Source organism: Uliginosibacterium sp. 31-16, assembly GCF_030730865.1.
Lineage (GTDB): Bacteria > Pseudomonadota > Gammaproteobacteria > Burkholderiales > Rhodocyclaceae > Uliginosibacterium.
On record NZ_JAVALZ010000003.1, the window covers coordinates 342,661 to 367,851 of the forward strand.

At 62.4% G+C, this 25,191-nt stretch carries 23 protein-coding genes; 10 read left to right on the top strand and 13 right to left on the bottom strand.

The window, feature by feature from the left end:
• Nucleotides 1–34 precede the first annotated feature (34 nt).
• Both Q9Q94_RS13395 and Q9Q94_RS13400 read left to right on the top strand, forming a co-directional pair.
• Nucleotides 35–634 (top strand): TRAP transporter small permease subunit, encoded by a 600-nt coding sequence (locus tag Q9Q94_RS13395; RefSeq protein WP_305980597.1) that lies wholly within the window; start codon nt 35–37, stop codon nt 632–634.
• Nucleotides 631–2,376: a TRAP transporter large permease subunit gene (locus Q9Q94_RS13400; protein WP_305980599.1), complete on the top strand. Its 1,746-nt coding sequence runs from the start codon at nt 631–633 to the stop codon at nt 2,374–2,376. The genes Q9Q94_RS13395 and Q9Q94_RS13400 overlap by 4 nt, the downstream gene beginning before the upstream one ends.
• A 160-nt stretch (nt 2,377–2,536) precedes the next feature.
• Here Q9Q94_RS13400 and Q9Q94_RS13405 read toward each other — a convergent pair whose 3' ends face one another.
• Nucleotides 2,537–3,307, bottom strand: coding sequence for a hypothetical protein (locus Q9Q94_RS13405; RefSeq protein WP_305980600.1), 771 nt, complete (start codon nt 3,305–3,307; stop codon nt 2,537–2,539).
• 143 nt (nt 3,308–3,450) lie between these two features.
• Here Q9Q94_RS13405 and Q9Q94_RS13410 point away from each other — a divergent pair, with 143 nt between their 5' ends.
• On the top strand, nt 3,451–5,577 hold the full coding sequence (locus tag Q9Q94_RS13410) for a YCF48-related protein (protein WP_305980601.1): 2,127 nt from the start codon (nt 3,451–3,453) through the stop codon (nt 5,575–5,577).
• 103 nt (nt 5,578–5,680) lie between these two features.
• On the opposite strand, the gene Q9Q94_RS13415 is transcribed toward Q9Q94_RS13410, so the two are convergent.
• Both Q9Q94_RS13415 and Q9Q94_RS13420 read right to left on the bottom strand, forming a co-directional pair.
• On the bottom strand, nt 5,681–7,468 hold the full coding sequence (locus Q9Q94_RS13415) for a tetratricopeptide repeat protein (protein WP_305980602.1): 1,788 nt from the start codon (nt 7,466–7,468) through the stop codon (nt 5,681–5,683).
• Between the two features lie 111 nt (nt 7,469–7,579).
• Nucleotides 7,580–8,275, bottom strand: coding sequence for a pectate lyase (locus Q9Q94_RS13420; protein WP_305980603.1), 696 nt, complete (start codon nt 8,273–8,275; stop codon nt 7,580–7,582).
• A gap of 208 nt (nt 8,276–8,483) precedes the next feature.
• Between Q9Q94_RS13420 and Q9Q94_RS13425 the strand changes: the two genes are divergently transcribed.
• The 4 genes from Q9Q94_RS13425 to Q9Q94_RS13440 all read left to right on the top strand — a co-directional run bounded on the left by Q9Q94_RS13425 (nt 8,484) and on the right by Q9Q94_RS13440 (nt 13,201).
• A complete protein-coding gene (locus Q9Q94_RS13425; protein ID WP_305980604.1) occupies nt 8,484–8,783 on the top strand; it encodes a hypothetical protein in 300 nt (99 codons plus the stop codon).
• A gap of 464 nt (nt 8,784–9,247) precedes the next feature.
• Entirely contained in the window at nt 9,248–10,198 is a 951-nt protein-coding gene (locus Q9Q94_RS13430; protein ID WP_305980605.1) for a pectate lyase, read from the top strand.
• 134 nt (nt 10,199–10,332) lie between these two features.
• Nucleotides 10,333–12,468: a hypothetical protein gene (locus Q9Q94_RS13435; RefSeq protein WP_305980606.1), complete on the top strand. Its 2,136-nt coding sequence runs from the start codon at nt 10,333–10,335 to the stop codon at nt 12,466–12,468.
• Nucleotides 12,469–12,565: 97 nt separating this feature from the next.
• Nucleotides 12,566–13,201: a DUF2238 domain-containing protein gene (locus tag Q9Q94_RS13440; protein ID WP_305980607.1), complete on the top strand. Its 636-nt coding sequence runs from the start codon at nt 12,566–12,568 to the stop codon at nt 13,199–13,201.
• On the opposite strand, the gene Q9Q94_RS13445 is transcribed toward Q9Q94_RS13440, so the two are convergent.
• From Q9Q94_RS13445 to bioA, 3 genes are read right to left on the bottom strand one after another with little or no spacing between them, the layout of a single operon-like run.
• Nucleotides 13,189–14,460, bottom strand: coding sequence for a glycoside hydrolase family 3 N-terminal domain-containing protein (locus tag Q9Q94_RS13445; protein ID WP_305980608.1), 1,272 nt, complete (start codon nt 14,458–14,460; stop codon nt 13,189–13,191). The two genes, Q9Q94_RS13440 and Q9Q94_RS13445, sit on opposite strands and share 13 nt — an antisense overlap.
• Nucleotides 14,461–14,463: 3 nt before the next feature.
• The gene (locus Q9Q94_RS13450; RefSeq protein ID WP_305980609.1) at nt 14,464–15,360 is read right to left on the bottom strand and encodes a hypothetical protein; all 897 of its coding nucleotides are present in this window, start codon (nt 15,358–15,360) and stop codon (nt 14,464–14,466) included.
• Nucleotides 15,357–16,673 (bottom strand): adenosylmethionine--8-amino-7-oxononanoate transaminase, encoded by a 1,317-nt coding sequence (bioA, locus tag Q9Q94_RS13455; RefSeq protein ID WP_305980610.1) that lies wholly within the window; start codon nt 16,671–16,673, stop codon nt 15,357–15,359. The genes Q9Q94_RS13450 and bioA overlap by 4 nt, the downstream gene beginning before the upstream one ends.
• A gap of 554 nt (nt 16,674–17,227) precedes the next feature.
• On the opposite strand from bioA, the gene Q9Q94_RS13460 reads away from it, so the two are divergent.
• The 3 genes from Q9Q94_RS13460 to Q9Q94_RS13470 all read left to right on the top strand — a co-directional run bounded on the left by Q9Q94_RS13460 (nt 17,228) and on the right by Q9Q94_RS13470 (nt 20,250).
• A complete protein-coding gene (locus Q9Q94_RS13460) occupies nt 17,228–18,472 on the top strand; it encodes a pectate lyase (protein WP_305980611.1) in 1,245 nt (414 codons plus the stop codon).
• 177 nt (nt 18,473–18,649) lie between these two features.
• Nucleotides 18,650–19,675, top strand: coding sequence for an alpha/beta hydrolase (locus Q9Q94_RS13465; protein ID WP_305980613.1), 1,026 nt, complete (start codon nt 18,650–18,652; stop codon nt 19,673–19,675).
• A 131-nt stretch (nt 19,676–19,806) separates the two neighbouring features.
• Nucleotides 19,807–20,250, top strand: a complete 444-nt coding sequence (locus Q9Q94_RS13470; RefSeq protein WP_305980614.1) for a hypothetical protein — start codon at nt 19,807–19,809, stop codon at nt 20,248–20,250.
• 339 nt (nt 20,251–20,589) lie between these two features.
• On the opposite strand, the gene Q9Q94_RS13475 is transcribed toward Q9Q94_RS13470, so the two are convergent.
• The 7 genes from Q9Q94_RS13475 to Q9Q94_RS13505 form a co-directional block, all read right to left on the bottom strand.
• The gene (locus Q9Q94_RS13475; protein WP_305980616.1) at nt 20,590–21,336 is read right to left on the bottom strand and encodes a cyclopropane-fatty-acyl-phospholipid synthase family protein; all 747 of its coding nucleotides are present in this window, start codon (nt 21,334–21,336) and stop codon (nt 20,590–20,592) included.
• Nucleotides 21,337–21,509: 173 nt separating this feature from the next.
• The gene (locus Q9Q94_RS13480; protein WP_305980617.1) at nt 21,510–21,767 is read right to left on the bottom strand and encodes a YjhX family toxin; all 258 of its coding nucleotides are present in this window, start codon (nt 21,765–21,767) and stop codon (nt 21,510–21,512) included.
• A 287-nt stretch (nt 21,768–22,054) separates the two neighbouring features.
• A complete protein-coding gene (locus Q9Q94_RS13485) occupies nt 22,055–22,591 on the bottom strand; it encodes a hypothetical protein (protein ID WP_305980619.1) in 537 nt (178 codons plus the stop codon).
• A gap of 544 nt (nt 22,592–23,135) precedes the next feature.
• Nucleotides 23,136–23,438 carry a putative quinol monooxygenase gene (locus Q9Q94_RS13490; RefSeq protein ID WP_305980620.1) on the bottom strand — a complete coding sequence of 101 codons (303 nt, stop codon included), beginning with the start codon at nt 23,436–23,438 and terminating at the stop codon, nt 23,136–23,138.
• 292 nt (nt 23,439–23,730) lie between these two features.
• Nucleotides 23,731–24,243 (bottom strand): hypothetical protein, encoded by a 513-nt coding sequence (locus tag Q9Q94_RS13495; protein WP_305980621.1) that lies wholly within the window; start codon nt 24,241–24,243, stop codon nt 23,731–23,733.
• Nucleotides 24,244–24,377: 134 nt separating this feature from the next.
• Complete coding sequence (locus Q9Q94_RS13500; protein WP_305980622.1) at nt 24,378–24,686, bottom strand: hypothetical protein; 309 nt, start codon at nt 24,684–24,686, stop codon at nt 24,378–24,380.
• A gap of 15 nt (nt 24,687–24,701) precedes the next feature.
• The gene (locus tag Q9Q94_RS13505) at nt 24,702–25,142 is read right to left on the bottom strand and encodes a hypothetical protein (protein WP_305980623.1); all 441 of its coding nucleotides are present in this window, start codon (nt 25,140–25,142) and stop codon (nt 24,702–24,704) included.
• Nucleotides 25,143–25,191 lie beyond the last annotated feature (49 nt).

Below are 25,191 nucleotides of genomic sequence, written 5' to 3' on the forward strand. Positions count from 1 at the left end.
TGCCCGCCTGGTTTGTGTCTGTCCCGGGGGTGGAATGAAAGTCCTGTTGAAGGTGGCGCACGGCATTGATGCGCTGAATGAATGGGTGGCCAGGATCGCGATCTGGCTGGTGCTGATCGTGACCCTGGAGACAGCGGCCAGCGCCATCGTGCTGAAGGTGCTGGATGTGGGTTCGAATGCCTTTCTGGAAATCCGCTGGTACCTGTTCTCGGCCATTTTCCTGCTCGGCGCGGGCTATGCGCTGCAGAAGAATGCACATGTGCGCATCGATGTGCTGACGGGGCGTCTGAGCCGGCGTGCCCAGGCCGCCATCGACATCATCGGCACCCTTTTCTTCCTGTTTCCGGTCAGCCTGATGGTGATCTGGATGTCCTGGGGCGTGTTCGCCGAATCGTTTGTTTCCAGCGAGGTGTCGAGCAGCGCCGGTGGTTTGTTGCTATGGCCCGCCCGCCTGCTGGTGCCGGCCGGCTTTGGCCTGCTGCTGCTGCAGGGCGTGTCGGAAATGATCAAGCGCCTGGCCTTCCTGAGCAATCAGGGGCCGGACCCTCTGGGCGAGAAAAAGATGTCGGCCGAGGAAGAGCTGGCCAACGAAATCCGGCGTCAGCGTGAAGCCGCCGGGGAGGGCGTGAAATGATCGCCTTCATCGTCGACAACATGGCCCCGCTGATGTTCGCCACCATGGTGCTGTTCCTGCTGCTGGGGTATCCGGTGGCCTTCGCCCTGGGCGCTTGTGGCGTGGTTTTCGGCCTGATCGGCATCGCTACCGGGATGATCCCTGCCGCCCTGTTCGGCGCCCTGCCGGATCGCATCTGGGGCGTGATGAGCAACGACACCATGCTCGCCTTGCCCTTCTTCACCTTCATGGGACTGATTCTTGAGCGCAGCGGCATGGCCGAGGACTTGCTCGAAACGATCGGCCAGCTCTTCGGCCCGATCCGTGGCGGTCTGGCGTTTGCGGTAATTTTCGTGGGGGCCATGCTGGCGGCGACTACTGGCGTGGTGGCCGCCTCGGTGATCTCGATGGGCCTGATCTCGCTGCCCATCATGCTGCGTTATGGCTACAACAAGCAGCTGGCGAGCGGCGTGATTGCCGCGTCCGGCACATTGGCGCAGATCATTCCGCCTTCGCTGGTGCTGATCGTGCTGGCTGATCAGCTGGGCAAGCCGGTGGGGGACATGTACCGCGCCGCCTTCGTGCCGGGACTGGTGCTGACAGGCCTGTACGTCGCGTATGTGGCGGGTGTGGCCATGTTCAAGCCCGGCTGGGCACCGGCGATTCCGGTCGAGGCACGGACCTTCCGCGAGGCCAATGGCCGCAGCGGCATCCTGTCTCTCCTTGGCCTGTCTGCGCTGGCCGGCATTGCCACGTATTTCTTTGCACAGAGCAGCTGGCCCTTGAGCCTGATCGTGACGCTCTCCAAGGGCTCGGTGACCGAGGTGGCCAACGATGCACTGATCGTGCTGAGCCTGTGTGCATGGATGGCCGCTGCATTCTGCGTGGCAGGTCTGCACCGCGTGCTGAAGCTGCGTCTGCTTTCCCGCATGGCAGAGCAATTCACCTTCGTGCTGGTGCCGCCGCTGGGGTTGATCTTCTTGGTGCTGGGCACGATTTTTCTGGGCATTGCGACGCCGACCGAAGGCGGTGCCATGGGCGCCACCGCCGCGCTGGTGATGGCGTTGGTGCGCAAACGCCTGAATCTCGGCCTGCTCAAGCAGGCCATGGAATCCACCGCACGCCTGACCTCGTTTGCCGTATTCATCCTGGTGGGTGCGCGCGTGTTCAGTCTGGTGTTCTACGGCGTGAATGGTCACCTGTGGGTCGAGCATCTGCTCAGTGGTTTGCCGGGCGGGCAGATCGGCTTCCTGATCGTGGTGAACCTGCTGGTCTTCGCGCTGGCCTTCTTCCTCGATTATTTCGAGCTGGCCTTCATCATCATTCCGCTCCTGGCGCCGGTGGCCGAGAAGCTGGGGATCGACCTGATCTGGTTCGGCGTGCTGCTGGCCATCAACATGCAGACCTCCTTCCTGCATCCGCCTTTCGGGTTCGCACTGTTCTTCCTGCGCTCGGTGGCGCCTGCCACGGTGCGTACAGCCGAGATCTATCTGGGTGCGATTCCCTTCGTGCTGATCCAGATGCTGATGGTCGGGCTGGTGATTGTCTTCCCGCAACTGGTCAGCGTGGGGCTGGGTGAGGTCAAGAAGATCGACATCGATCAGGTGCAGATCGATATCCCGATGGGAGACCAGAGCGAGCAGTCGGTCGACGATCTGTTGCAGCAGCAACTGGAGGGCGGCAGCCCGCAATCGGCGCCCGCCGGAGGCGATCCGCTGGAAGATGCCATCCAGCGCCAGATGCAGCAGGAATCCGGCAAGTAGAAAAAAAGGGCGCTGCGGCGCCCTTTTTGCGGTGCCCGGAAACCCGCTCCTGACGGGCATCCTGGGCTACCCGCCTTGCACAGGCTCGTCGATATAGGCTGTCCGGGCAGGCATGCTGGAGAGGCTTGCTGCAAGCCGCTCTGCGGGCGGGATGCTGTTTTTACTGCCTTGCCCAGCCGATCTCGCGGGCGGTCACAGGGCCGATCAGGGTTTCGTCCAGACTGACGGGAATCTCGGCGTGTTCTTCATCACGCGGAATGCGCCCGGCCATGATTTCAGCCTGCAGCTGTGGCAGGCGCGGAGTGCGCGCCGGCTCTGCGTAGCCTTCGGGAAACCGCGGCAGCCCGTTGCGGGGCTCGTATTTGTCGGTGGCTCCCAGCGTGTGCAGCAGTTCATGCGTGCTCACCACGAGGTTGCTGCCGTGCATCGTGCGCGTGGCGAACAGGTGGGCAATGCCGATCTGCCCTTTGGCGAGACCCGCGGAATCCGGCACGCTGGTGTGGGTGGCCGGATCGTAGTAGAGCAGGTACAGGCGCACATCCGGATGAATCGCGGTGGCCGGCGTATGGCGCCAGGCCCACCAGCGCATCGACAGGCTCCAGCGAATGGCATCCAGCGCACTGCCACCACGCGGCTGGGGCGGTGGCAGGGTGCGGATGACCGGGCCAAGGCTGACCCGTACCGGGTAGAGCATTTGCAGGCCATGCGCGCTGGCCTGCTCGCCGAGGTATTTGCTGATGGGCTCGATACTCTCCGGCTGCAGCGCCTCGATGTAGCGCTGGCTGGCCGTGCTGCCATCTGCATTGATCGGAAAGAGCGCGACCTGCAGGGTGCTTTTCCAGCCGGTGACCTTGGCGTTGGCACGCCAGGCCGAGATGGCGACGGTGAGCAGGATGAACAGCAGGATGCCGATGCGCAGGCGTTTATACATGGTGTTTCCGATAACAATCTTGTGTTGCGGCGCGCAGCCGCGTTGTGCCAGCACGCATTACAATCACTGCCGACGCGGCAGAGACCGCTCATCAATTCAAAAACCGGAGACATTCTGGCACGCCTGTGCCAGCGGAGAAAAACATGCACACGATGAACCGATGGCCGGGCCTGGCCCTGCTGGCCCTGCTCGCGCTGGCTGGCTGCGACAGGCCGGTGACCGACGCCGCACCGCTCGCGCCGGCCGCGCGCGAAGTGCGTTACACCCCCGAAGTGATCAACCCGACCCTGATGAGCCTGGCGGTGGAGCCGCAGGGTGGCGCCATCCTCGCCAGTGGCAGCGACGGGAGCATCTGGCGCAGTCCCGATGCGGGCAAAAGCTGGCTCGGCACCCGGGTGCCGATGGCTGGCAACGTCCTCGCGCTGGCGGCCAGCCCGGATGGCAAACGCCTGTTCGCTGCAGGCGAGGGCGGCAGCATCCTGATCTCCGATGACAAGGGTCTGAACTGGCTGGCGCGTGGCAGTGCGGTAACGGAAAACCTGCTCGGTCTGGGCATTGATGACACGGGCAAGCACCTGCTGGCGGTTGGCACGCAAGGCGCCGTGACACATTCGGCGGACGCTGGCGAGAGCTGGCAGGCGGTTGATCTGGGCGTGCAGGTGGGGATCGGCTCCGTCCTGTTCGACCCGGCTCACCAGACCTGGCTGATCGGCGGCGAGAGCGGCCTGCTGGGCTGGTCTGATGACAACGCGGCGACCTGGACCTCGGCCAGCTATCGGACCACGGCAGCGATCACCCGTCTGCTGTTGCTGGCGGATCGCTCGGCGGTGCTGGCGACGACCTCTGACGGCAGGATCCTGCGCTCGACCGATGGCGGCAGGAGCTGGCAGCTGAGGCATGCGGGCCGCAAGGATGAGTATCTGACGCGCATCGTGCAGGCGCCCGATTCTGCCACCCTGATTGCGGTGACGGCGATTGGCAGCACGATGCGCTCGGAAGATGGCGGCAAGCGCTGGACCCCGGTGAAAACGCCCAGCAGCCAGTACATTTCGAGCATTGCCTTCATGCCGAATGCGCCGGGTGTAGTGGTGGCAGCGGGGGATCGCGGACTTTTCCTGCGCTCCGTGGATAGCGGCAAGACCTGGGCGCAGGTCGCGGCGCCCTCCCGCCTGAATGCCGAGTCCATGGTTCTGGAGCCCAGGAGCAATACCTTGCTGGTGGTGTCGCCCGGCGCGCAGGTGCTGGCTTCGACCGATGCCGGCCAGAGCTGGCAGTTGCGCCATGAAGCCACCACCGACTATGTGCATGCCATGGCACGGGACCCGCAGACTGGTGCCCTGATCACGGTAGGCGCCAACCGGGCGGTGTCGCGTTCAACCGATGGCGGCCGCAGCTGGCAGGTCAGTACGCTGACGCAGCTGGTCGAGCCGGCTTACCTGTTTGACATTCAGGTCGAGCCGAAAAGTGGTGCGCTGGTGGCGGCGGGCGGGCAGCGCTCGGTCATCGTGTCGAAGGATGGCGGCGTGAGCTGGCGCAGCTCCAGCAAGCTGGGCGAAACCTACCAGGGGCTGGTGGTCGACCGGCGCAGCGGCGCGGTGCTGATGTTTGGCGATCAGGGCGCGCTGGGGCGTCTCGATACGGTGGATGGCGAGGCGCAGCCGCTGGCGCCCTTCACGGACAAGACCCTGTTTGGCGGCATGAGTGATGGCGCCGGGCGCATCTGGGTTTTCGGCGAGAACGGCATGCTGGCCAGTACCGACGATGCGGGCAAGAGCTGGCAGATCGCTGCGCATGGCTACGACGCCAAACTTTTCTCGGGCTACAGCGATGCAGCGGGCAAGCTGTTGATCGTGCTGGGCGATGGCGGTGTCATCCTGCGCTCGGCCGATGCGGGCAAGAGCTGGCAAGTCGCCAATAGCGGCAGCACCCAGGCCTTGCGCGGCATCACCGCCACAGCCAGGGGGGATGCGCTGATCACGGTCGGCACCGATGGCCTGATCCTGCGCTCGACCGATGCTGGCGCCAACTGGCAGAGCATCGCCAGCGGTACTCACGAATCCTTGCGTGCTCCTGTGCTGGACCTTGCCAGCGGTGCGTTGCTGATTGCCGGGCGGGGCGGTGTGGTGTTGCGCTCCGTCGATGATGGTCTGAGCTGGACGCCGGTGGAAACCCACAGCACGGCGCGCTTCAAGCGGGTCTTCGTCGATCCGGCCAGCAAGGCGCTGTTCGCGCACGGCGACCGTCTGGTGCGGCTGGATCCGGTGCCCTGAGGAGGCGCTCCCCGCCTTGCTCTTCGGGCGCCTTGCCCGAAGAGCGTTGCCCTGCTTGGCTCTGCAGGAGTGAGGCCTGAAGAACCACGCTGGATGCGGCTCTTCAGACTGGGGTCGCTGCGAGAGCGGCAATCACGCTGTCCCAATCATCATGGCAGGGCTGGCGGAACAGGCGCATGCCCGGATACCAGGGGCTGTCGGTGCGCTCCAGCAGCCAGCGCCAGTCCGGCTTGGCGGGCAGCAGCAGCCAGGTCGGCCTGCCCAGCGCACCGGCCAGATGGGCGACCGAGGTGTCGACGCTGATGATCAGATCGAGCTGCTCGATCAGCGCGGCCGTGTCTTCAAAATCCCGGATCTCGTCGCGCAGCTCCAGCAGGGCCGGGCTGTTCGCCAGCGCGGGCAGATCGCTCTCCCGCACCTCGGGCTGCAGACTGATGAATTGCGCATCGCCTTCGAGCAGCGGACGCAGCCGCGCCAGCGCGATGCTGCGTTTGTGATCGTTGCTGTGACGCGGGTTGCCGGACCAGACCAGGCCGATCCGTTTCTTGCCGGGTGCGCAGCGTGCCGCCAGCACATCCCGCCAGTGCGCCAGCCGATCCGCCCGGGCGTGCAGGTAGGGCGTGTCGGCCGGAATGGTGTCGAGACCGGTGCCGAGCAGGCCCGGCAGATCCAGCAGAGGCACGCAGAAATCCACTGCGGGTGGCGCTTCGCCACGCCGCACGATCTGGCTGACCCCCGCCACCCGGCCCAGCAGGCTTTCCAGGGCGGGCCAGGTTTCCAGCAGGACATCCGCACCCTGTGCGGCGAGCAGGCGGGCGTAGCGGCAGAACTGCAGCGTGTCGCCCAGCCCTTGTTCGCTGAGCAGCAGGATGCGCTTGCCGGCCAGCGCTGTGGCGCCGTCCCAGCGCGGAGCGGGCAGGGGACGATCATTGAGACGGGCGTCTTCGGCGTGTTCGCGCCAGCGGTAAAGCGGCCAGCCCTGTTCGAATTCACCGAGCAGCAGATGGCACAGCGCGGCATTCAGGTGCGCCATCACGTGTTGCGGGTTGGCCGCGCGGGCTGATGCGTAGCTTGTCAGGGCCTGCGCGTAGTCGCCCCGCATTTCCAGCGCTGCGCCGCGGTTGTTCCAGCCCTCGGCATGGCTAGGGCTGGCGTGCAGCAGGGCATCGTAGGCGGCGACGGCGGCATCGAAACGGTACAGGGCACGCAAGGTGTTGGCGCGGTTGAAGAGGGCTTCGGCATAGGCCGGGCGCAGCTGCAGTGCCTGTTCGAAACTGGCGAGCGCTTCCTCGAAGCGGCGCAGGTCGAAGAGTACGTTGCCCCGGTCATTCAGGGCTTCCGGAGAATTCGCGTGCTCCGCCAGCACCGCATCAAGCACGGCGAGCGCTTCGTCGAAGCGGCTCAGGCGGCGTAGCGCATTGGCCCGGGCGATCTGTGCCCGCCGTAATCCGGGATGGATCTGCAGGGCCTTGTCGCAGGCGGCCAGCGATTCCTCGAAACGACCGAGGCCGCGCAGCGCATCGGCACGGCTGGTGTGGGCTTCGGCATTAGCGGGTTGCTGCGCGCAGAGCTGCCCGAAGCAGGCCAGCGCTTCGTCGTGGCGCTGTAACTGATTGAGGACTCCGCCCAGGTTGTTCAGCGCCGTCGGTTCGCCAGGCTGCCGTTGCAGGGCGCGCCCGATCAGTTCTGCCGCTTCGTCGGGCTGCCCGCGCTGGGCATGCAGGACGCCCAGCATGTGCAGGCTGTCGACAAAATCCGGTGCCTGTTTCAGGGCCTGTCGGTAAAGGGGGTCTGCTGCGTCGAGCTGACCGGCTTTGTGACGGATGAGGGCCTGAGCGTGCCATTGCGCCGCAAGGGTGGCGGCCTTGTTGCTGCCTGAGCTCTTCTTCATGTCGCAAAAACGAAGTGGATATGCTGCAGATTGTAGGGTGCGTGGGAGGCGGTAAACAGCAAAACCCCTTTCTCCGGAGAGAAAGGGGTTTTGCTGCAGAGACTGCGGGTATTACTTGTAAGTCACGTTCGACTTGGTGAGCTTGCAGTTGGCGGTGTTCCACTCTTCACCGATCTTCGGCGACTCGGAACCCTTCTGCACGCCCTTGTAGGTCACACAGACCTTGGTGCCGCTCGGAACGGTGATGGAGCTGACCGTGGCCACGTCGCCAAAGTTGCTGTTGATACCCAGCACGGTGCCGGAAGACGGCTTGTTGGTGATGGTGGTGCTGCTGATCGTCACCTTGCGCGGGCCGCCATTGCTGGAGCAGTTGCCACAGGAACGATACAGCTTGCCGATGCTGGTGGCGGTGAAGCCGGAGATCTTGACCGTAGAGCCGATACCGTTGTGCTGGAAGACCTTGTCAGCTGCGTTGGCCGCCGAGCCGCCGGTCACGGTCATGGTCTTGCCCGAACCGCCCTTCATGGTGGCAGCATCTTCGCAGACGTCAGGCCACTTCACGTTGGACAGGGTGCAGGAACCTGCGCAGTGCACGCCGTCAGCGGCGGCACCCTTCTTGATCACGACGTTCTTCAGCGTGCCGCCGTCCTTGATCAGGAACACAGGCGACTGGCTTTCGGACTGGCCGTCACAGGAGGTGCCGACGGTGGCGCCACCGTAGTCCTTGGTACCGGAAATGGTGGTGGTAGCAGAAACGCTCAGAGCAGAGATGGTGAGAACGAGGCCCAACAGAAGCTTGCTATACATGTTTTTTGTCTCCAAACAAAAGTACTTCTGGTTATGTATCCCGACTGCCCGGCCAGGGGCGGGCAGCACGGGATTGCGACATCACGGTCATTATTTCGACGAGCGGTAAGAGGTTCTCTTACTGCACATCTTCGTTACATGCTGACGTTGATGTGCATGCAATCTGGCTGCTCAGACTGGCTTCGTCAAGAATAATTGCGAGATGAAAATGTCTGACAACATTGCTGAATTTGCTTTTTTTGTTATCGGTACCAGCCAGTATGTTATCGGTTACATGCTCAAAGTTGTTGGAGCGGCCCGTCTTTGTGGGGTTTTGATAATTTGTTTGTTTGCCGGATTTTGTGGTTTTGGTTGTCAAGCCAATTTCGCTGGAGATTTTTGTTTTCGGACGAACGGTTGGCGTTTGCTGGCTGCGCAATCCGTGGTTTGCCTGTCTGGCCGCAGGTCCGCTTGCAGCATCGTCTGCATGGTGCGACAGCCGTGGCATGCATCGGCGATGCCCTTTTGATTTTATAAGTGTTTGTTTTTAAGTGGTTTAAAGACGCTTTTGGAGAGGTGTTAGGGTGGTTTTCCAGCCACAGGATGGCTGCCTTGAGATAGATGGATTTGTAGGAATTATTCTTACTTAAGTAATGGTTGTTTATCTGTCTTGTCGGGTGGGTTAAAAACCTGCCGTTTGTCGGATTCTTCCGGTTTTTTGAGTTCCGAGCCTGCGTCGCAAAAATCGCCAAGTGCATATTCATAACTAATTTGCAGCCCTTGCCAGGCGTGTTCTGGCGAACGCGTCAGCTTTTGCCAAAAGCATGTTCTGAAATTAAAAAACCTTTCAAATCAATTTGTTGTCATGCCTGCTTTCTTGATCTTCATGTCTCTGTGCGCCAGATTTCACTGGCCTCGGGAATTTCCGGACCGGGCTCCTGCCTGGACGGGCTTGAGGCTTCACATAAACAGACATACATCAGGAGACAGCACATGATTCACAAGCTCATTGGCGGCATAGCCGCCGTTCTCATGGTGGCGGGCGTGCAAGCCGCCACCGACTATCCGTCGGGCTATACCAAATGCGCCCAGAACACCGGCGCCACCTGCTCGATGTCGGGCACCCGCAATGTGGCGCTGGGCAAGTCCGGGTCCTTCGTTTATGCGGTCAAAACCGGCAGTTTTGCCTGTACCGGCTCCGCTTTCCCGAGCAACAGCTACGCCTCATCGGCCTGGTGTTCGTATGGCGCCACTGCGAGCTCCAGCAGCTCTTCATCGTCGAGCAGTTCGTCGTCCAGCTCCAGCAGCTCCAGCTCGGGTGGTTCCAGCAGTGGCGGCATTACTGGTGCGACCTGCACCTCCACCGGTTCCGTGTCGATCTCTTCGACCATCAACGTGACCGGCACCTATGACGGTGGTTGCAAGACCTTCAACCCGACTTCCGCAATGGGCGATGGTTCGCAGGACGAATCACAGTCGCCTGCCTTCAAGATCAGCGGGGGTACGCTGCAGAACGCCATCCTCGGCAACAACGGTGTCGATGGTGTGCACTTCTACGGTGGCGGCACGCTGAAGAACTTCAAATGGACCAACATCGGTGAAGACGCCTGGACCGTCAAATCCTCCGGCACCGTGAATATCAGCGGTGTTTCGGGTTACAACGGTGAAGACAAGTTCGGTCAGGTCAATGCGGCTTCGACGGTCAATGTTTCCAACTGCATCCTGGACGGCGCAGCCAAGTTCGTGCGCCAGAATGGCGGCACGACCTTCAAGATCACGGTCAATGTCGACAAGTGCAAGATCTCGAACCTGAAGGAAGGCGTCTTCCGTTCGGACAGCTCCAGCTCGGTGGCCAAGCTGACCAACAGTGTGCTGAGCAACGCTGGCTCCCTGTGTATCGGCAAGTGGGCCAGCTGCACAGGTTCGGGCAACACGGGTAAGTAAGTCTGTTGCAGGGCCGGCGCGCATCCCACACGCGCCAGCTGCATTCAGGAGGGCATATGGCGCTGGTCGTATGTCCTTCTTTTTTGTGCTTGTGCCACGATGCGCTGCTGCGCATGCGTTCAGGGTTTTTTCTCATGTCGATGGTGAAATTCATTCGGGTTTGTCGTGTGCTGTCTTTCCTGTCGGGAGTGCTGCTGGCCTGCTCGGCGCTGGCGCAATCTGCCGGAGCCTCGGCAGAGGGCATTGCCTATGCGGCCCAGGTCATCAATCCACACTACAAAGGCATATTGCTGGAGCCCCGTTCGCAGCATCTGCTGGCTTGGGGGTCTGACGGCATGGTGCGCTACTCGGCCGATGGCCTGAGCTGGCAGGCTGCCCGAACGCCGGTGAACCGGACGCTGACCAAGATGGCCGTGCACGAACGCAGCGGCCTGTTGATTGCGGTAGGCGATCAGGGCCAGATCATTCGTTCCACGGATGCCGGGCGGAGCTGGTCGCAGGCCGATTCGGGCAGTCGCGCAGACCTGCGTGATGTGCTCGCCTTGCCTGCAGAGGACGCATGGCTGGCGCTGGGCAGCAGCGGTGTCATCCTGCGCTCGGCAGATTCCGGCGCGCACTGGCAGCCTGTGGCGAGTGGTGTGACGCACGAGTTGCTGAGCCTGTATGCAGACCCCGTCGGAAAATTCGTGATGGCTGGCGGCGTGGAGGGCCGGCTGCTGCGCTCTACCGATGGCGGGCGCAACTGGCAGGCATTGAAGGTTTTGACCGATACACCGGTGACAGCATTTTTCCGGCAAGGGCGCTTCCTGTTCGCGCTGAGTGCGCTGGGGCGCCTGCTGCGCTCCAGTGACGAAGGTCGCAACTGGACGCTGATCCAGACAGCTTCCAAGGGTTTCATTACCGATCATGCCTACGACCCGCGACACAGGACGCTGCTGCTGAGTACCCACATCGGAGACATTCTCCGTTCCACCGATGGCGGGCTGCGCTGGCAGGTGGAGAAAGCCAGCCGACAGGTCTACGTGACAGCGATCAATTACGATCCGCCCAGCCGCACGTTGATCCTGAGCGCGCATCAGGGCATGGCCGCCCATTCGCCGGATGGTGGTACCAACTGGGCGCTGGGGCGGATCGCGGACAAGCCGGATTTCGACGCTGTGCTGCTGGATTCGCGGCGCGGCCTGATGCTGGGTGCGGGCGATGGCGGCCTGATGTACGTATCGACCGATCGGGGCGCCAACTGGCGCAGGCTCAGCCCGCAGCTTTCCGAATACATGAATGTGGTGACTCCTGCGCCGGATGCCCCTGCCATGCTGAGCACCGGCACGCTTGGCCTGACCCTGCGTTCGCAGGATGGCGGGCAGAGCTGGACGCCGATTCCGCTGGAGTGGCGTCAGCCCATGGTGCCAGCCAACATCCTCAGCCTGCAGACCGCGCCGGATGGCAAGACCCTGATCGGCGCCGGCCCGCCCGGCACACTGACCCGCAGCTCCGATGGCGGGCGCAGCTGGCAGGTGGTGCATGACACCTTCTTCGAGGAAGGGGCGACCTTTCCCCAGGTGATGCTGGATGACCGGCGCGAAGCCGTGCTGAGCTTCGAGACCAAGGGCGATGTCTTCCGTTCTACAGACAACGGTGGCAGCTGGAGCAAGACCGGCGTGCCGCTGGACAAGACCCTGCTGCGCACCGGGCTGGCCAACCCGGCGGCGGGCAGCCTCGTGCTGGCTGGCAAGGGCGGGCAGATCCTGCGCTCGACTGATCAGGGCCGCAGCTGGAGCGTGCTGGAACTGGGCGGCGACTACAACCTGTTCGGCGCCTGGCTGGACGCGCGCAGCGGCGCGATGCTGCTGGTCGGCGAGGGCGGAGTGATCCTGCGCTCTGAGGATGGCGGCACTCGCTGGCAACGCATCGAAACCCCCGCGCCGGCAGCGACGCTGCTCGCCGTGCACGCCGATCCGGTCTCTGGCGCCTTGCTGGTCAGCGGACGGGGCGGCAGCATGTTGCGCTCCGGTGATGGCGGCAAGCACTGGCAGCAGATCGATGCCGGTACGCAGGAGGATCTGCGCGTACTGCTGATCGAGCCGCGCAGCCAGCGTCTGATCGCCGTCGGGCGGGGCGGCACGATCCTGCGTTCGCCGGATGGCGGCCTTAGCTGGCAGCCGTTGCCCAGTCACAGCCTCGCCAATTTCCGCGCCGCCAGCTTCGATCCGGTCAGCGGGGCACTGATTGTTGTGGGCGAACGCATTGCCGTGCTGACGCCGCAAACCTGATCAGACGATGCCTGCAGAGCCGCTTGTGGCGGCCTTCTGCAGGCAAGCATCGCGCTCACGCGCTACACTGGAGCGTCTTCACTGACTCGGCCCCAAGATGCCCACCACAAGCCGCTCTCCAGTCATCCCTCTGACGCTTGCCCTGGTTGTGCTCGCCGCGCTGCTGGGCTCCGGCATTGCACCCTTCGACCGCCTTACCTGGATCATGGAAGTCCTGCCCGCCGTCATCGCGCTGGGCGTGCTGGCCGCGACCTGGCGCCGCTACCCGCTCACCGATCTGCTCTACGTCCTGATCGCCCTGCACGCGCTGGTGCTCATCCTCGGCGGCGCCTACACCTACGCCCGCGTGCCGCTGGGCTTCTGGCTGCAGGATCTGTTCGAGCTCGCGCGCAATCCCTACGACCGCCTCGGCCACTTCATGCAGGGCTTCGTGCCCGCCATGGTGGCGCGCGAAATCCTGCTGCGCGGCGGCTACGTGCGTGGCCGGCGCACGGCAGCCTTCCTCTGCGTGTGCGTCGCGCTGGCCGTCAGCGCCTGCTATGAACTGATCGAATGGTGGGCCGCCGTCGCGCTCGGCCAGGGCGCCGATGAATTCCTCGGCACGCAAGGCGACCAATGGGATACGCAGTGGGACATGTTCATGGCGCTCATCGGCAGTGCCTGTGCGATGCTCCTGCTCGGGCGCTGGCATGACCGACTGCTGACGAGGTTTGGCACCGGTCAGCCGGGTTGATCAGGGCTGGCGGCCAGACAGCGCAGCAACGGGAAAATGTGCTCCCAATCGTAGGAAACGAGCAGGTAATCCATGCCGGCGGCGAGTGCGCGGTGCGACGAATCGCACAGGCCACGGTTGAACACCGCACCCATGGTCATGTCATCAGTGATCAACGGGCCACGGTGTTGCCAGCCGTTGCGGATCACGCCGCCGATCACCGCCGGCGACAGCGTAGCGGGGTGCGCCGGGTCGATGTCCCGCACGACAACATGCCCGACCATCAGTAGCGCCGGCGTCTGCGCGAGGACCTCGCGAAACGGTCGCCAGTCGCGCGCTTCCAGTTCGCTGCGCGGCAGATCGAGGCTGGCACTGAAGTGGTGGGTGTCGCCCGTCACGCTGCCTAGCCCCGGAAAATGTTTCAGTGTTGGCCGCACGCCCTGTGCCAGCAGCCCCCGGCTGTAAGCCAGTGCGACGCGCGTCACGGAGGCTGGATTGGCCGAAATCGCCCGGGTGGCGATGCGGGTGTGGAAATCCAGTGCATCCGGCGCCTGCGCCGGTTTCAGATCGACGACCGGTGAAAAATTTACTGTCACGCCCAGGCTCGCCAGCGCCTTGCCCTGTTCGGCACCATAGGCTTCGGCGCGTCGCTCGGCTTCCTCCAGTGCCACGCCCGGTTCGAGCAGGTGAGCCAGCGCCGGCTGGCGCGGCAGCGGTGGTGAGAGCCGCGAAACCGGTCCGCCTTCCTGATCGGTCGTCACCAGCAGCGGCGGCAGCCCCGCCTCGCGGCTCAGCGCCTGCAGGTCGGCTATCTCGGCGCGCAGTTGGGCGAAGTCCTTGCCTTCGACGTTGCGCCGGGTCACAAAGATTCCGGCCACGAAACCACGCCGAACCAGCTCGCGGATCTGTTCCGGGCGCTCGTAGCCGATCACCAGATGGCGGCCGAGCCGAGAAAAATTTGCCGCGTCCGCGCCCTCGGCCGTGAGTACTGCATGCCGGTCCAGCCGGAAGGCAAGCTCGGCGAAAGTCGTGAGCCCGATTACGATGACCCAGATCAGCGCGAAGAGCGCCTGCCAACGTCGCTGCCGCGCCAGCCACAGGGAAAGGCCCAGCCCGGTCAGCGCGATGCTGCCGAGCAGCGCGGCCTCCCAGGCCCGGATCGGCAACAGATGCGGGTCGCGCAGATGCGTGGCCCAGAACAGAGCGGTCGCGGCGAGCAGAGCGTGCAGGATCAGACCGAAGGCGAGCAGGAGGCGGTGTAGCCAGTGGGGCAGGTGCATGATTCAGGGTACAGATTTTTTTCTGCGACGTTGGTTGGGTGGCCCTTCATCCAGTTCGAACAGACGATTGCGCTGGGCGGTAACGTCGAAGGCGTAGCGCCGGGCGGGGATCTGCCACAACGCCGAAAGCTGGCGGGCGAAGGCGAGGGATTCTTCTTCCGTTTCTGCCTGATGCAGCATGTTCAGGCGCGGGGCTTCGCTGTATTTCTCCAGCCCCTCGAATTCATTCGCCCGGCACAGGGCGATGTCGTAGGTCACACCTTGTTCCCAGTGCTGGTCGATGCACACCAGCAACAACTGATCCAGCGGTAGGCTGGCGTTCCGGGTGGGCAAGCTGCCATCCGGAGACGTGAGCCCCCGGCTTGCCCCTTCGGGATCAAGCCGCCCCCCGTGGGGGTCAGGAAAGTCTTGGGGCGGCCCGGCGACTTTCCCGAAAGCCTTGCGGGCGTGCCAGGTGCGGGTGCTGAAATCCAGCCATTCGGTGAGCTGCCAGACCTTGCCGGGCGTGCGCAATTCCCGCCAGGCGGCACGCGCCATCACGCCGAGCATGATGAGGATGAAGCCGGCCAGCGTGACCGGACGGTTGTCGGTGATATGGCGCAACCCGGCCATGATCAGCAGGGCGGGCAGCAGAGCTACGAAGGCATGGGCCAGTGCGCCGGCGATGGCGGATTTACGCCGGTCTTCCTCGGTCTGCCGCGCGTAGCCCAGCAGCAGGCGCTCGGGCAGGGGCGTACAGGCGGCGAGTACTTCTGCCGCACTGAAGCCGTAGAGCACATCGGTGCCGCCGTGGCGCTGGGAGAGTATCTCGCCGGCGGAGTAGTTCAGACCCTCCGCTGTGACGCTTGCGCCGTCGGAGCTGATTTGCGGAAGCTGACGCAGCGCAGGCTGCTCGCTCATGGCACGCCAGCCAGCGTCTTGCTCAGCGCCGCCAGCGTGCGCTCGCCCAGCCACTGGCATTGCGCCTCATCCAGCACGTAGGGCGGCATCCAGTACACCGTATTGCCGATGGGCCGCAGCAGCAGGCCTTCTGCCAGGGCATGGGCGTGGAAGCCGCGTGCAAAGCCACTCTCCGGGCACGCTACGTCGAAAGCCAGAATCATCCCTTGTTGGCGAAGGTGCTTCACGGCGGGGTGCGCAGCTATTGGCTCTGCAGCGCGAGCCAGCCAGGCGGCGCGCTGGGCGTTGGCCTCCAGTACACGCTCGTCGCGGAAGATTTCCAGCGTGGCCAGCGCCGCCGTGCAGGCCAGGGCGTTGCCGGTGTAGGAGTGCGAATGCAGAAAGCCGCGCGCCACTTCGTCGGCGTAGAAGGCCTGATAGACCGTGTCGGTGCTGAGCACCAGCGAGAGCGGCAGGTAGCCGCCGGAGATGCCTTTGGAGAGACACAGGAAATCCGGCCAAACCCCTGTGTGCTCCATCGCGAAGAACTTGCCGCTGCGCCCGCAGCCGACGGCGATTTCGTCGGCGATCAGATGCACCTCGTACTGGTCGCACAGCGCGCGGGCGCGGCGCAGGTATTCGGGGTCGTACATGGCCATGCCGGTGGCGCATTGCACTAGCGGCTCGACGATCAGCGCGGCGGTTTCGGCGTGATGCTCGGCCAGAAAATGTTCCAGTGCGGCGGCGGCGCGGATCGCCACATCAGCCGCGGATTCACCCGGCTCGGCGGCGCGCGCATCGGGCGAGGCGACGGTAGCCGCCGCGCGCACCAGCGGCGCGTAGGCTTCGCGGAAGAGCGCGATGTCGGTGACGGCCAGGGCGCCCACGGTTTCGCCGTGATAGCTGCCGGCCAGACTCACGAAGCGGGTCTTGGCCAGGCGGCCCGTGTTGCGCCAGTAATGCACGCTCATCTTCAGCGCGATCTCGGTGGCCGAGGCGCCATCAGACGCATAGAAGGCATGGCCCAGCGCGTGGCCGGTGAGGGCTGAGAGCTCTTCGGAGAGGCGCACCACCGGCTCGTGGGTGAAGCCGGCGAGGATGACGTGCTCCAGCTTCTCCGTCTGCTCGCGCAGGCGCTGGTTGATGTGCGCATTGCAGTGGCCGAAGAGATTCACCCACCAGGAGCTGACTGCGTCGAGATAGCGCTGCCCATCCTCGGCGATGAGCCACGGCCCTTCGCCGCGCGCGATCGCGATCAGCGGCAATGTTTCGTGCTGTTTCATCTGCGTGCAGGGATGCCAGACGGCGGCGAGGGAGCGCTGGAGCAGGGACATGGCTTTCCGGTTGATGGCGGCAAAGCGCGCAGTCTACGGGGCTGGCGCGGAGAAGGGGAGCGCCGCGCCAACTTTTCCTGCGATCCCTGCGTGTAGGATTCGTCTTTGCCTGTTGATTCGGCCCGATTTTGCCTGCGCTTTGCATACCCCGGAAGAGTTCGCGCCGGGCGCCAGGCGAGGTGCGGTGTATCGAGGAATTTCGCGCTCCGTGGCATGCCCGATTGAACGCCCCGCAAGGCATGGCCTGCATAGCCGCACCTGGCAAGCCTTTTCAGGCAGCCTGCCGTGAGAATCACGCAGGGCGGGCCTGTCTGGGGTGTGAGCCTGAAGAGTGCCGCTGCAAGCGGCTCTCCGGGGCATGCCTTTGCGCCAGGAAAATCCAGCCCGGCCGGGCGTATTGCCCGCCTGCAATCCTTTCGGCTCCTGTTCCTTGACGCACGGAAAATGCTCAACCAGTATTGTCTGTGCATCCCGCTGGCGGAAACCCGGCGGAGATCACCGGCCCGCAGCACAGAATCGGGTCGTCAAACATCAACAATTCAGGAGACAAATCAATGAATGCAAGACGCATCGCGCTTGCCGCACTTGCGCTGGGGCTGAGCTCCAGCGCGTGGGCGGCTAACCGGCCTGCCGGCTACACCACGATCTGCACCGAAGGCAAAACCTGCACGGTCGCCGCCAACACCACGGTGGCTTACGGGCGCTCTGACAAATTCACCTACAAGGTTCTCTCTGGCAGTTTCGTTTGCAGCGAAGCCACTTTCGGCGCCGGCACCAAGGTCGCCGGCGGCACCAACGAATGCTCGACTCCCTCCGGAGGCAGCGGTTCGTCCAGCTCTTCAAGCTCCTCCAGCTCATCGAGCAGCAGCTCCGGCTCTTCATCTTCATCCAGCTCTTCGTCCAGTTCTTCCAGCTCCAGCAGTTCGTCCTCGTCCAGTTCCTCGGGCGGCACGACCACCAGCACGGTCACGCTGCCGGCCTGGCCGGGTTGCCCGGCCTACGTGAATGTCGGCGCAGCCAGCACCGTGCCGCTCACCGCCACCCATGTCGTGCCTGCCGGCACCACCTATGACGGCGGCGGCAAGCGCTTCCAGCTTTCCAACGGTGGGCAGGCAGAAGGCCAGCCGCCGGTGTTTCTGCTGGAAGAGGGCGCCTCGCTGCGCAACGTGGTGATCGGCAACCTGGCCGCTGACGGCGTGCACTGCAAGGGCAACTGCTCGGTCTACAACGTGTGGTGGGAAGACCTCGGCGAAGACGCCGCTACCGCACTGGGTGGGCCAGGTACCACCATGCGCGTCGATTGCGGCGGTGCCTTCCTCGGCACCGACAAGACCTTCCAGCACAACGGCCAGGGCACGCTGCACATCACCCGTTTCGTGGCAGACAACTGGAAGAGCAAGGGCGGCAAGTTCTATCGTTCCTGTGGCGACTGCACCGGCAACAAGGGCCCGCGCACCGTCATCATCGAGAACTCGCGCATCCACAACCACCAGACCATCGTGGGCGTGAACAGCAGCTACTCCAACGGCTCGCCGCGCGACACCGCCACCCTGCGCAATGTGCTGCTGCTGCGCTGGAATGGTGAGATCGAGGTGTGCCATACCTTCAAGGGCGTGGAGAAGGGCTCTGGCTCATCGAGTGATATCGGTTCCGAGTGGAACACCGCCACCTGCAATCTCAGCGCCTCGGACGTGACCGCCATCGACAAGACTGGCGGCAGCAAGAAGACCGGCATCGCCCCCGGCAACGGGCCAGATCCGGCACCGGTGAAGCGCATCCAGGAAAGCTGGACCTACTGATCGGGCTGCGTCCCTCTCAGACTCTAACGCCCGGCTTTCCGGGCGTTTTTTGTTTCCGGATCAATGCCGTCAATCGTGTCCCGCTGTCGGCGTTGTGTTTGAAAATGAAGGTAAAGGTATGCAGCCAGCGCTTGGCGCTGTGCTCTCATTACTCATTCTTTCCTGAAAGGGTTTCCCATGTTTCGAACGACACCGGTCGCTTGCCTGAGCCTGATACTTGCCGCGCAGGTGGTGCATGCGGCGGAACCCGCCAGCCTGCCTGGATACACCGAAGGTGCGCAGGTCATCCGTGTCACGCAGGACTCCGGGCAGATCGACGCGATTAGCGGCGTCATCTATTCGCAGTTGAAGGGCACGCGTTCGGTTCGCCAGTTGCGGATGGCATTGCTCGTGCCCCGTACGACCGATCTCAAACCTGCCATCGTGTATTTTCCGGGCGGCGGCTTCATCTCCGCGGAGCATGAGAAATACATCGAAATGCGCATGGCCCTCGCAAAAGCCGGTTTTGTTGTCGCGGCCGTCGAATACCGCACGGTGCCGGACAAATTCCCCGCGCCGCTCGAGGACGCCAAAGCGGCTGTGCGTTACCTGCGTGAACACGCCGATGAATACGGCATCGACCCGGCGCGGATCGGCGCATTGGGTGATTCGGCGGGTGGCTATGTCGCCCAGATGCTCGGTACAACCAATGGCGAGCGGCGTTTCGACAAGGGCGTGTTCCTGGACAAGTCCTCGGACGTGCAGGCGGCGGTCACCTTGTATGGCATATCGAATCTGCTGAATATCGGTGCCGGACTCCCGGATAACATCCAGAAAGTCCATGAGTCACCGGCTGTGACCGAGGCGCTGCTGGTGAATGGTCCGGCATTTGCCCGTTTTCCGGGCGCAACGGTTCAGAGCGTTCCGGAGAAAGCGCTCGATGCGAGCCCCATGGGCCACATCGCCGGCAAGAAGCCGCCATTTCTGATTTTCCATGGCAGTGCGGACACGCATGTCTCTCCCGTCCAGAGTGCCCAGCTCTACAAAGGCTTGCTCGCAGGAGGTAATCAAGCGGAGTACGTGCTCGTGGAAGGTGCAGGGCATGGCGATCTCACCTGGTTCCAGAAGCCCGTCATCGAACAGGTCGTCAGCTGGTTCCAGCGGACGCTCGGCAAGCCCATCAAAGGCAAGGGGCCTGCCGGGGACGCAAACGCCAATCTGTGACCGGGAAGCCGGTTCTCCCGCATTCCCTGAGGTGGTGCTGTTGCGCTCTGTGGCGCGCAGGATCAGCCCTGATGGTAAGCCACACATTCCCGGGGCTATAGTGTATTTCAACGTACCCGTCGAGGAATGTCATGCTCCATCCCCCTCATGGTGAATGCAAGGTGTACTGGTGCGATCAGGCATGCTTCGCGGTGCTGCAGGGCAGTTTCAACCGCGAAGGCGTGCTGGTCATGACGGCTGCGATCCAGCAAGCCTGGCGTGACGCCGGCCAGCCCGGGCACTGGGCGCATGTCATGGATCTGCACCTGTGGCAGGGGGGCACCCAGAGCGGGTTCGCCGCTTCGCACGATCTGCTGGTATGGGCGACCAGCCATGGCGCACACGCCATTCTCCGCATCCACACAGCTCGTTTTCTCGCCCGTGTGACTGAAAACCAGGGAGTGTTCAATGGCATCGAAGTCCCTGTTGTCACCCTCAACACGCGTGAACAAGCCTGGGAATGGCTCAGCGCAAACGGGTTTGAATGCGATCCCCGCAAATTGCTTGAAACCGTCACAAACGGCCCTGCCGCATAAAAGGAGCAGGGTAGTAAAGCATTGAGGATCTGCAGGAATCCAACAGGCTGTTGAAAACAGCCCCTCCGCCTTCGGCGGCCTTTGAGCCGATTTCGCCCTGCGCACTCGACCGCCGCTACCAGCCGCGCGCATGAACGATCTTCAGGCACACGGTCTGAACCAGGCCCGGCGGACGCGACTGAGCGGGCAGGCAGGCTGTAGAGGCGCGCCGGGAGCCGCTCTGGGGGCAGACAAAAAAGAGAGCCGCAAATGCGGCTCTCCAAACCCAGTCCGGAGGACTGCAGGAGCTGGCAGATCAAGTCCCGCCCCCGGCTTCTCCGGACCCGGCGCTCCGACGAGCTAGCGCGCCATCAACGCGAACACGCCCCAGCCCAGGTACTCCCGCGTATACGTTGCGTAGCGCACGGGTTCCGAGTCGAGCCGGGCGCGCACCTCGGCGACCATCTCGTCGGCGGGGTTGGCGTTCAGCCAGCGGCGCATGGTCAGCCACTTCGCCGCCTCGTAGCGATCCCAGCCGTCCTGGTCCGCCAGCACCATTTCCACGACGTCGTAACCCAGCCGCTGGAATGACGCCAGCAGTTCCGGCAGCAGTAGAAAGTCCGCGCTCGAATGGGCCAGGCATCCCCTGGCGACCTCTTCGCTCGGTGGTGACTGGCGCCAGTAAGGCTCGCCGATGAGGATGGTCCCGCCGGGGCGCAGGCTGCGCGCCAGCAGCGCGATGCTGCCCGCCACACCGCCGGCGATCCACGTCGCGCCCACACAGGCCGCCACATCGACCTTTTCATCGGCGACATAGCCGGCCGCATCGGCGTGGATGAAGCTGAGCCGGTCGGCGACCCCGAGTTCTTCCGCGCGGCACTTCGCCTGCCCGGTGAACAACAGGCTCATGTCGACGCCGATGCCGCTGACGCCGTGATCGCGCGCCCAGGTGCACAACATCTCACCCGAGCCACAGCCAAGGTCGAGCACCCGCGCGCCAGATACCAGCCGCAGGGCAGATCCCAGCGTGGCCAGTTTGTCGGGTGTGATCGGGTTATGGATGCGGTGAGCACTCTCGGTGATGTTGAAAATCCGTGGAATATCCATTGCAGAAACTCCTCTCAGTCAGTCATGGTCAGGGTGTGCGGCAGCGAGCCGGCAACCGGGTGGATGGAGTCGGGCGCAAACAAGGCCGACATGGTCAGAACGATGATCGTCATAGCTGTGTTTCTCCAAAGCATAGGAGCAACGGCCAGTGGATGACCGTTGCCCACGTCGGCTTATTGATTGTCGAGTTGCGCGCGCACCGCACGCAGACCCGCCTTGTTGATCTGGTAGGGCTGCCCGTTCTTCGAACAGATGAGGCGTTTGCCGCGCAGCTTCTGGAAGACCGGAAGCGAGCATTCGGCGAGCAGCAAACCGTCGCGGGTATAGCAATCGACAGAAGAAATGTGACCCGATTCATCGCGGCAATGCACGATGCGGCCACCCTTGGCGAGGACATGCAGCGTCCTCTGCTCAGGCCTGGAAAGATTCATGTTGGAAACGCTTTCAGCAATCAAAATGCATGACAGGCGACCGACCCGCCGGGCCGTCACCGATTCTTTTGCATTGCGATAACTCACCACCCGGAAGCAGCGGGAGTTACCGGATCGCTACAATCTCCAACATATCCACAAACCTTTACGTTCGAAATCCGGCGACATTGCGCCTGCCGGAAGGGGCCGATTATAGGCCGGTAAGGCGCCCACGCAAACGCATCTGTGCGTGAGCGCTTCAGAGATATTCCTGGCGGAAGAAGAGAGTCTGGCCGCCTATCTGCGATTCAATTTGCCGGGGCCGGCAGGTACTCGACCTGCGCCGAGAATTCTTTCTCGCCGCAGCTGAATTTGAGTACATCCGGAGGCGGGAAAACGGTGTTCGAGGCGAACATCCAGTAAGCGTGCTCGCCGTCAAAGAAACGCTGGCTGCTGGAGCCCACCAGAATCGCCACGGGGTTTTCCTCGTTGAAATGCAGGTTGCTGGCACTCAGCGGACTGGCCGGAATTTCCTGCACGACATACATCAGCGTCATCGGAAGTTCCTCTGTTTTCAAATGAAAACCAAACCAGGCGCGTGTGGTCCAGGCGGAACTCTTTTCCAGCCACGCATCATGTACGACGCAATCCCCCTGATCGGCCGTATCAAACTTCAGCCGCGCCAGCAGTTGTTCGCGCTGCTGTGCCTGCTGGCTGGAGATGTTGGGGCTGGCGGATTCAAGTGTCGTCTCTTCGCGATAGCCCTTGAATGTAATGGCTGCCAGCCCGGCAAGCAGCAACAGCCCGGCAAGGGAGAGGCCGGCGCGTTTCAGGATTCGTTTCATTGACAGTCTGCTTTCATGCTGCGCGAGATTCATGTGTATCCGGCCACTCCAACCAGCCACCAGCGCCGGACGGGGAGCTCCCGGAATCTTATGCGGTTTGATGGAAACGATTAAACCGTCAATCAAATAGACATCGCTCGTCCTGCGTGTCTCGACGTCGCAGGCGCTGCCAGCGCAGCCTCAGGCGATCTGACTGCCGGGGTAATCATTCGCGACAGGTTCAAATCATTCCGCCGCCTGGCCTTGCCTGAAGAGCCGCACCTGACGGACTTCTTCAGGCACTGTGCCACAAGATGCCCGTCTAGATTAGCTCTTGGAGCGGCACGCCTGAAGAGGTCCGCTGGGCGCGGGGTTTCAGTGGGCTGATACAAAATTTCGGAATGCAGGAACTGGCCCCGCGTCCCTTGCTGGCTGCTTGCGTGCAATGCCATCAAGTTCAGGGCAAGCATCTCGATTGGCGTCATTCCGGCGAAAGCCGGAATCCAGCGCGGCCGCGCCGATCTCTGGGCTTTGGCATCCGCCGGGATGACGGCAAGGGACTAACTCAGTGGCTTGTTCCCACGGGGCGCATTTTGATCAGGCGGGCCGGCCCGGCGCGGAAGGATGGATTTCTCGCCGCTGCAGCCTGCATGTGCTCCGTTTTGCCATGTGCTGCCAGCGCCTCCTCCGACGCCCATTGCTCGACGAGAATGAATTTGTTTTCATCCTCTGCATCGCTGAAAAGTTCGTATTGAATACAGCCCGGCTCCGCGAGTACCAGAGGGCGGAGCTTCTCGAAAGCTTCGATCTGAATATCGCGTTTGCCCGGCTGCACCTCGATCAATACCAGCAGATTGACTTCTTTCATGACTTTTCCAGTTTATTCAGGGTGGAGAGGAAACACGCGGGGCGGCCTTGCCGATACGAACAGTTTAAAAAAGGTAAAAGGAAAGACCTGTTCCATACCTTGAAGAGCTGCACTCGTCGGGCGTCTAAGGCATGGCTATCGGCTCAGGCAAGCGGAATATGGCTGGCCGGGAAGGCTGCCTGAAGACGGCCGCTGGGCACGGTTTTTTTGGGAGCTAAAAGACCGGTTTATTTAAAATCAGGGGACAAAAGGCAAGACCTGCCCCCAGCTTTCGTGCCCCCGGCCTTCGCTATCAATTCGACCCAGGTCCATTTAATTCGTCTTGAGTGTTGTGGTAGTTGCGTAATTGAAGATTAACATTTGCGATGGAGTAAAAAAACAATACAAGCCCGAGAATTATAGCTGGCCACTTCGCATCAAAAAAATTCAACGTGTTAATGGCGAAATAGAATAGTGCACATGTCTGACCTATTACCGCAAACTGAAGCCATGTCTGACCGCTATACCACCACTTTGCAAACGCCTTGATGTTTTTGCTGGCAAGTCCATGTTGATGATGTCTGAATCTAACCAACGCGTTAAAAACAGCAGCCTGAAATACGAAGCAAACGGACAATACGATGCCTACGAACGTTGATTTTTCGGCAGCCAATTCAATGCTTTTGAAATCGGCTGTTGAAATATAGGCAACGCTGGTAATGGCGAGAAGGAATATTGCTGTGCTCCATACTGGAAGTTGCCATATTAAGTTATCAAAGTGTTTGTAGTCGCCACTGTAGCCTGGGTGATTTTCTGGATTTGTCATGGAGGTTGCCTTTCGTGATGATGATTTTGATAGTAATTTCGCTGTTGAGAAAGACGGGGTCAGGTCTTGCCTTTTACGGCAAAAGGCAAGACCTGACCCGGCCCTCGCTGGGGCTTTACTTACGCCGCTAGCGTTTACTGGTTTCCTTTGGGCGATGGTGCCAACAGGCCTGCCAGCGCACCAACGGCGGCCGAGCCCAGCGCGATGATGCCCTCGGAAACATTGGAACCCGATGTGGCCGTGATCACCATTCCACCGATGACGGTGGATAGCACCGTCAGGCCCAGAAAGCCGACGACCATGCGGTAAATCCATGGGTCCCACTGCAGCGGCGAGGCGACTGGCGTCAGCGTTGCCAGCAGATCCTGCTTGACCGTATCAGGAATGCCGGATTCGTCTGAAATCAGCGCTATGGCTTTGTCGATGGCAGCTTTCTGGTCCATTTTTGCACTCCCCTGTTAGCGATTGACGGTGATTTCCGGACGAAAATATTCCGCCGGAAAATCGATGCTGGTGATGACCTTCTTGTTCGCATCCAGGATCGATGCGTAGTAACGCCCGTTGATCGGTGTGGCTTTGTTTGCATGCGTGCGCCAGGTAAAAACGCCGCCGCCTTGCTGAGCCTTCCATTTGATCCCTGACTGAGCGGTTTGCCACTGCCCTAGCGTAATCCCCACGTCCATTGCCGGGTCGGTCAACCAACCGTCGCGTCCCCAGCGCAGATACACCGGCAGTTTGCCCAGCGAGCGAAGATATTTCAGCCCGCTCTTGTTGATCTGGATATTCAGCCACAGATGCAAGCGCTTACCCTTCTGTAACACGGCCGGGTCAGACAGAACGCCGACGGGTTCCAGATTCATCACCGAGCGGGAAAACGAATAGTTCACCACCGACACCATCGGTTCTGCCGCAGCCGTTAGATCGGCCAGCAGCAGACAGGCTGGGATC